Here is a 6,583-nt window from a genome sequence, read left to right as displayed (position 1 = left end):
ATCCAGGCCATCACCGGTCCGGACGAAACCGCAGCCGCCCGGGCCCTCCGCCCTTCGGGCCCGGCATTGACTGCGCGACCTTGAACGCTGTGACCATTAAGAACACAACTCGCCCAGGACGATGGCATATACCTGAAACGCGTCTACCGGAAAAAACCGGGCCTGGCTCCCCCTGGATCGGCACAACCAGAATCAGCCATGGACTGATCGCGTTGTGGGAGACGCGGCGTCCCTGACTGCGAGGGGGAATTCGCGTTGATACACACCATCGCCGCACCGGCACCGGCATGCTCCTGGTCGCGGGACCGGGGAGCGGCACGAGGGGAACAGGCCTCCCTCACTCCGCAAGGAGCAGGTGCGGCGACACCCTTCTGCGGCCGTATTCGTGACAGTTCACTGCCGGATGCCCCACGCCGCCGCGGGTCGGAGCCCTGTCGTCACGCGGTGGCCGCAGGATCGCCGGGTCCTGGCCTGACGTACCCGGCCATGCCGGTCCGGACGCGGTAGAGGAACCCCCTCTCCGCTCCCCGTCCGCATGGCCCGTACGCCAGCGCCCGCATCCGACACCTGAAAGGGGTTCTGCCGATGGCAACGCCCACCATCACCCGTTCCCGCCTTCCGCGTCTCCCCCACGCTGTGCTGACCTGCGCCGTGGCCGCCGGCCTCCTGGCCGGCTGCGGATCTGGCGGCACGACGAGCACCTCCTCGTCGTCGCCCTCCAGCGCCGCGACGGCGTCCGCCTCGCCCTCCAGCGATCCGGACCAGGCCGCCAAGGACGACGTCCTCGCCGCGTACACCAACATGCGCGAGATCCAGATCAAGATGGCCGCGGACGGTGACCTTCACACCGAGGACCTGGCCAAGTACGCCAAGGGCGACGCCGCGGCCGAGCTGAAGAAGTCCGTCCTGCGCAACAGGTCGCTGGGCATCAAGTTCACCGGCCGTCCGGAGACGGACCCCGAGGTCGCCTCCGTCGACACCGCGAACAAGACCGCCACGCTCAGCGACTGCTTCGACGCGACCAACTGGAAGCCCGTCTACACGAAATCGGGCAAGGCCGTCGAACTGTCCAAGCAGCGCCTGAAGTACCCCGTCACGTCCCAAGCCACGCTGGAGGGTGATACATGGCTCATCACGAAGATCACGGCAGACCGCACGAAGGGCTGCTGATACGCGGCGCCCGCGTGGCGGGTGCCCTGGCCGTCCTGTTCGCCCTCTTTCCCGCCGGCCTGGCCTACGCCGGCGGCGGCGCCCACGGCTGCTCCGACGTCGACGTCTGCGTCGAGGCCGGCACCCCCGGCAATTCGGGCAGCGACGGCTCCGGCAGCAGCGGGAGCTCCAGCAGCGGATCGGGCTCGAAGGGCGACGGGATGTGCAAGCTCGTCGACGACACCGAGATCCCCTGCCTGCCCGGCTACAACCCGAAGGACCGCTGCTTCTACCAGCTGATGGACCCCCAGCCGCCGTCCGGGCCGGGCCACACCGACATGAACGGGGCCGACACCACCGGCCCGGGCGCCTTCTACCAGAAGGACTGCATCGTCAACGACGTCGGCGGGACCGTCTGGTTGACCACGCCGCCGGCCACCGTCCTGCCCGACCCCGCCCAACTCGCGCGCCAGGCCCGGGACAAGATGACGCTGCGCGGTGCCGACATCGGCTCCACGCCCGGCCCGAACAAGCCCACCCTGGTCGGCATGCCGGTGTGGCTGTGGAACAACACCAGCCAGACCACCTGGGGCCCCAACACCGCCACGGCCACCGTGCCGGGCCTGTCGGTGACCGCGACCGCACGCGTCACCAAGATCACCTACTCCATGGGGGACGGCGGCTCGGTCACCTGCACCACCGCGGGCACGCCGTACAAGAAGTCCTACGGCGGCACGTCCTCGCCGGACTGCGGCTACCGCTACACCAAGGTCTCCACCGGCGAGCCGGACGGCACGTTCACCGTCACCGCGACCAGCACGTGGGAGATCACCTGGCAGGCATCGACCGGCCAGGGCGGAACCCTCCCCGCCGAGACCCGTATGTCCACCACCACAGCGCGCGTCGGCGAGCTGCAGGTCGTCAACTAGCACGAGGAACAGCACCACCATGTCCCGTACCAAGGAGAAGACGGCCCCGGACCAAGGAGCCGCGCACACGCCGCTGCCGATCACCCATGACGCCCCGCGCAGCCGGCGCCGCCCGGTGGTCGTCGGCGCCGGCCTGGCCCTGGCGGCCGTCGGCGCGCTGGTGTCGGTGTGGCTGGTCAACGAGGCGGGCGACAAGATCGCCGTCGTCGCCACCCGGCACGCCATCGAGGCCGGGGACACCGTGAAGGCCTCCGACCTGGTGACGGCCGAGATATCCCGCGGCTCGGGACTGCACACCGTCGCCGCTTCCCGGGCGTCCGAGCTCGTCGGCAAGCGTGCCTCCTCCGATCTGCCGGCGGGAGTCCTGGTCACCGAGGACTCGGTGAGCTCCGGATCGAGCGTGACCAAGGGCAAGTCCGTGGTCGGCATCCTGGCCAAGCCCGGACAGCTGCCCGTCCAGACGCTCCATACCGGCGACAAGGTCACCGTCGTCCACACCCCGACGGACGGCAGCGCCTCGGCCTCCTCCGACAAGCCCGGCTCGGAACCCGACAGCCTGCCCGCGGTGGTCTCGCGGGTCGGATCGCCCGATGCCAACGGCGCCGTCGTGGTCGATGTCGCCGCGGCCGAGGTCAACAGCACCTCCCTTGCCGCGTGGGCCGCCGGCGGCGAGGTCGCGATTGTGCTGAAGGCGGCCAGCTGATGGCCGTCATCGCGCTGGCCTCCGGCAAGTCCAGCGGGGTCACCTGCTCGGCGCTCGCCCTCGCGCTGTCCTCGCCGCGCCCTTCACTCCTGGTCGAGGCCGACCCGGCGGGCGGCACGATCCGGGCCGGCTACCTCGCGGGCGAGGGAACGGCCCAGATCGGCCTGCACCGGCTGGCCTCGGCCGACCGGCAGGGCACCCTGGCCAGGGAGTTCCGCCACCACTGGATCTCCCTGGACAAGGAACACTCCGGCAACCGCATGCTGCTGCCCGGACTGACCGCTCCGGCGCAGGCCCCCTCCATGGCCCGCACCTGGGACAGCATCGCCGAGCTACTGGCGGTCATGGACAGCCAGGGCTTCGACGTCATCATCGACGCCGGTCGCATCGTGACCGAGTCCGAGACCCAGCTGAGCAGCCGCTCCTACCCCGCTCCCCTGCTGCGCGCCGCCGACGCCGTCCTGCTCGTCGTGCGCTCCACCCAGGCCTCCGTGGTCGCCGCGGCACCGGCCGTGCGGGTCCTGAAGGAGGACCTGGCGGCCCACGGCACCGGCGCCGACGCCTTGGGGCTGCTGGTGATCGAGGAAGGCGGCGCCTCCACCAGCAACGTGCAGCAGTGGCTGCAGACCCCCGTCCTGTGCGCCCTCGACTGGGACCCGGACACCGCGGACGTGTTCACCCACGGCCAGGCGCGGCTGCGCCGCACCGCCAAGGGCCTGCTGCGCTCGGCCCGCACCGCCCATGACCGTCTGCAGGAGGTCGTCACCCGACGGCGCATCCAGCTCCGCCCCACGCACTACAGCGCCCTGGCCTGAAGGAGGGAAGCGACATGACCGACACCCGACCCGAGCGGACTGCCCCCACGCTGGCCTCCCTCGACGAACTGTTCGAGCAGCAGCTCCAGCAGCGCAACGTGCCCCCGGGTATCCGCGGAGCCGCTCTCCAGCCGCCGGTCTCGCCGGCCGCCGTGCCCACGGCCCCCACCGCCTTCCGGGGGCAGGCGGCGGGCCTGCTGCCGGTGGGCTACGAGGTGATCGCCGACCTGCGCCAGCAGGCCAGCGGCAAGATCGGGCAGGCCACCGCCGCCGACGCCACCATGAGCCCGCAGGACCAGCGCCAGCTCGGCCTCAAGATCATCCGGGAGACCGTCGGCGAGTGGGCGACGCGCTACGCGGCCACCGCCTCCACGCCGCTGACCGACGCCCAGGAAACCCAGCTGCGCCAGGCGGTGTTCGACGAGCTGTTCCGCGCCGGCCGCCTTCAGCCGCTGCTGGACAACCCCAACGTCGAGAACATCCTCATCAACGGCGACAAGGTCCGAGTCGACTTCGCCGACCGCCCCAGTCAGATGTGGGACCCGATCGCGCCGAACGACCGCGAACTCGTACGGCTCATCAACCACCTCGCCCGCATGCAGGGACAGGGGGAGCGCGCGCTCACGCCCGCGACCCCCAATCTCAACATGCGCCTGGGCGACGGCTCCCGCCTCGCGGCCAGCTACCTCATCACCCCGCGGCCCCAGATCGTGATCCGCCGCCACCGCACCCTCGGACAGAGCTTGGACGACCTCATCAGCTGGGGCACGATCGACAGCACGCTGGCCGCGTTCCTGCGTGCCTCGGTCAAGGCCCGCAAGAACATCGTCATCGTCGGCTCGCAGGGCGCAGGAAAAACGTCACTGCTGCGGGCCATGGCCCGGGAGATCCCCCGCACCGAACGCGTGGGCACCCTGGAGAGCGAGTACGAGCTCTACCTCCACGAGGACCCCGAGGGGCCGGAGGTCATCGCCTACGAGGGCCGGGAGAGCAACGGGGAGCGGGGCCCAGACGGCAAGCTGCTCGGCGAGCTCACCCTCTCCGACCTCTTCCCGCAGCTGCTGCGCATGTCACTGCGCCGGATCATCGTCGGCGAGGTCCGCTCCAAGGAAGTCGTGCCGATGCTGCACGCCATGAACACCGGCGAGGGCGGCTCGATGTGCACCCTGCACGCCGAAACCGCCCAGCTGTCGGCGGAGCGCCTGGTCACCCTGTGCCTGGAGGCCGGCATCGGGATGACCGAGGCCCTCGCCTACCGCCTGGTCGCCCAGGCGATCGACCTGGTCGTCTATGTCCGGTTCGTCGACGAGACCGAACTCGTCGACGCCGGCGGCCGGCCCGGGCGCAAGCACCGCTTCGTCAGCCACGTCATGGAGATCACCGGCATCGGCGAGAACAACCGCCCCAGCCACCAGATGATCTTCGCGCCGCGTGAGCAGGACGGCGTCCGCGAACCCCGCGCCGTCCCCCAGCAGATGCCCAGCCCCCGCTACCTCGACGACATCGAACGCACGGGCTTCCAACGCCAGGAACTGATGCGGCCGTGGGGCCGATGGACCGAACGGCTGGAGTCGGTGATGCCACTGTGATCCTCGATGCCAACTCCCTGCTCGCCGCGCTGGCGGCGGTGGCCGCCGTGGCCGGCGTCTTCACCGCGGCCGCCGGCCTTGCGGGCTGGGCCGACCCGCCCGCACGCCGCCGCGGCCGCGTCCAGCAGCGGCTGCGCGCCCTGCTCGGCGCGGGACAAGACCCCGGCCCGGTCGTGTGGTGGGCCCGCACCAACATCCGCGTCACCGGCGCGCTCCTGGCCGGACTCCTGGTCTGGCTGTTCACGGGATGGCCCATGGGCGGACTCGTCGCGGCCGTCGTCGTCACCGGGCTGCCCTGGCTGCTGAACCCGGGCGCCAACGCGACCCGCGAGATCGCCCGGCTCGAAGCGGTCGAGGAATGGGTCCGCCGCCTCTCCGACATCCACACCGTCGGCGTCAGCCTGGAAGCGAGCGTCCAGCGCAGCCTCCACACGGTGCCGGCCGCCATCCGGGACGAAGTCACCCGCCTCGTCTCGCGCATGTCCGCCAGCTGGCATCCCCAGGACGCCTACCGCGCCTTCGCCGACGAACTCAACGACGCCACCGCCGACGAGGTCGTCGCCCTGCTCATCCTGCACATCGAGGACCGCGGCGCCGGACTCAGCCGCGCGCTGAACGACCTCGCATCCGGTCTCTCCCACGAGGTCCTCGCCCGCCGCGAGATTGAGGCCGACCGGCAGAAACCGCGCACCAACGACCGCTGGGTGACGATCTTCTGCCTCGCGATCTTCGGGCTGTCGATGCTCTCGGGCGCCTACACCGAGCCCTACACCACCGCCGCCGGCCAGCTCGTCCTGGTCCTGCTGGGGGCCGCGTTCGTCGTCGTGAAGATCTGGATGCGGCGGATGGCCATGATCGAGCCCACCCCCCGGTTCCTGACCGCCCAGGACCGCGCGGGCGGCACGACCACCCTGAGGGAGGTCGCATGATCTCGCCGTTCGCGGTCCTGGCCGGCGCCGCCGTCGGCGCCGGGCTGGTCCTCGCCTACCGCGGCCTGGCCCCCGGCCGCCCCGACGTGGGCGACGTCATCTCCCGCATGGATGCCGGCCGCCTGGAGAACCTCCAGCCGGTCCGCACCGCCGCCCCGGCCGGCGGCCTGGAGAAGCTCGGCGCCGCGCTGCTGCGCTCGGCCGGCGAGGGCACCCTGCGCCTGCCGCGCCAGGAGCTGGAGCTCATCGGGCGCAGCCCCACCCGCCACGTCGGCATCAAGGTGGCGCTCGGCCTGTACGGGCTGGTGCTGCCCGCCCTGCTGGTGGGAGCGGCCTCCGCCGCCGGCTACCCGATGCCCTTCCCCGTGCCGGCGCTCGCCGGCCTCGTGCTGGGGCTGCTGTTCTGGTTCGTTCCCGACATCCACGTCCGCCAGCAAGCGGTCGAGGCCCGCGCGGACTTCCGTCACGC

At 71.4% G+C, this 6,583-nt stretch carries 6 protein-coding genes and 1 pseudogene; all 7 read left to right on the top strand.

Annotation, left to right across the window (positions count from 1 at the left end; genetic code table 11):
* The first annotated feature begins 585 nt into the window (after window positions 1–585).
* Complete coding sequence (locus AOK08_RS40250) at window positions 586–1,170, top strand: hypothetical protein (RefSeq protein WP_055535307.1); 585 nt, start codon at window positions 586–588, stop codon at window positions 1,168–1,170.
* The gene (locus AOK08_RS40245; RefSeq protein ID WP_063794230.1) at window positions 1,125–2,078 is read left to right on the top strand and encodes a hypothetical protein; all 954 of its coding nucleotides are present in this window, start codon (window positions 1,125–1,127) and stop codon (window positions 2,076–2,078) included. Before AOK08_RS40250 ends, AOK08_RS40245 begins: the two co-directional genes overlap by 46 nt.
* 19 nt (window positions 2,079–2,097) lie before the next feature.
* Entirely contained in the window at window positions 2,098–2,781 is a 684-nt protein-coding gene (locus AOK08_RS40240) for an SAF domain-containing protein (RefSeq protein WP_055535303.1), read from the top strand.
* Window positions 2,781–3,596 (top strand): hypothetical protein, encoded by an 816-nt coding sequence (locus AOK08_RS40235; RefSeq protein WP_055535301.1) that lies wholly within the window; start codon window positions 2,781–2,783, stop codon window positions 3,594–3,596. Before AOK08_RS40240 ends, AOK08_RS40235 begins: the two co-directional genes overlap by 1 nt.
* A 14-nt stretch (window positions 3,597–3,610) precedes the next feature.
* Window positions 3,611–5,185: a TadA family conjugal transfer-associated ATPase gene (locus tag AOK08_RS40230; protein WP_055535299.1), complete on the top strand. Its 1,575-nt coding sequence runs from the start codon at window positions 3,611–3,613 to the stop codon at window positions 5,183–5,185.
* Entirely contained in the window at window positions 5,149–6,114 is a 966-nt protein-coding gene (locus AOK08_RS40225) for a type II secretion system F family protein (RefSeq protein ID WP_063794231.1), read from the top strand. Before AOK08_RS40230 ends, AOK08_RS40225 begins: the two co-directional genes overlap by 37 nt.
* A pseudogene (locus AOK08_RS40220) lies at window positions 6,111–6,583 on the top strand (type II secretion system F family protein); the annotation flags it as partial. The gene AOK08_RS40225 and the pseudogene AOK08_RS40220, both read left to right, overlap by 4 nt.

Origin of the sequence: Streptomyces graminilatus (assembly GCF_001418565.1) — a bacterium.
Lineage (GTDB): Bacteria > Actinomycetota > Actinomycetes > Streptomycetales > Streptomycetaceae > Streptomyces > Streptomyces graminilatus.
Note: the sequence above shows the minus strand (reverse complement) of the source record. Positions and strands in the feature narration are given on the sequence as shown.

Excerpts from the sequence above, each read along its gene's own strand:
- AOK08_RS40230 (WP_055535299.1), top strand. The coding sequence starts at position 3,611 with ATGACCGACACCCGACCCGAGCGGACTGCCCCCACGCTGGCCTCCCTC.
- AOK08_RS40225 (WP_063794231.1), top strand. The coding sequence starts at position 5,149 with ATGGACCGAACGGCTGGAGTCGGTGATGCCACTGTGATCCTCGATGCC.
- AOK08_RS40245 (WP_063794230.1), top strand. The coding sequence starts at position 1,125 with ATGGCTCATCACGAAGATCACGGCAGACCGCACGAAGGGCTGCTGATA.
- AOK08_RS40250 (WP_055535307.1), top strand. The coding sequence starts at position 586 with ATGGCAACGCCCACCATCACCCGTTCCCGCCTTCCGCGTCTCCCCCAC.
- AOK08_RS40235 (WP_055535301.1), top strand. The coding sequence starts at position 2,781 with ATGGCCGTCATCGCGCTGGCCTCCGGCAAGTCCAGCGGGGTCACCTGC.
- AOK08_RS40240 (WP_055535303.1), top strand. The coding sequence starts at position 2,098 with ATGTCCCGTACCAAGGAGAAGACGGCCCCGGACCAAGGAGCCGCGCAC.